Origin of the sequence: Nocardiopsis sp. MG754419, assembly GCF_018207095.1 — a bacterium.
Taxonomy (GTDB): domain Bacteria; phylum Actinomycetota; class Actinomycetes; order Streptosporangiales; family Streptosporangiaceae; genus Nocardiopsis.
In genome coordinates, this window is the sequence record NZ_QOCZ01000399.1 from 1 (window position 1) to 366 (window position 366).

Below are 366 nucleotides of genomic sequence, written 5' to 3' on the forward strand. Positions count from 1 at the left end.
CACGGCCAAGCCGACCAGGCCATCGTCGGCCTGGGCGGCCAGGTGTTCATGCGCAAGAACTCCCAGGACGCCATCAACGAATTCCGCCCCTACTTCGACCGCTCCCCCCTGATGGGCGGCGGACCGTCGTTGGAGGAGTACATGGACGAGACCCCGCTGAACGTGGGCAGTCCCCAGCAGGTCATCGACAAGACCCTCACCTTCCGCGAGAACTTCGGCGACTACCAGCGCCAACTCTTCAACATCGACGGAGTGGGGTTCCCCCTGAAGACCGTCCTGGAGCAGTTGGACATCCTGGGCGAGGAGGTCGTCCCCGTCCTGAGGAAGGAGTTCGCCGCGAAGAAGCCGCCGCACGTGCCCGACGCA

Annotated in this window: 1 pseudogene; it reads left to right on the plus strand. The window is 65.0% G+C overall.

The window, feature by feature from the left end:
* Positions 1-366: pseudogene (locus DSY14_RS28290) on the plus strand (5,10-methylene tetrahydromethanopterin reductase); the annotation flags it as partial.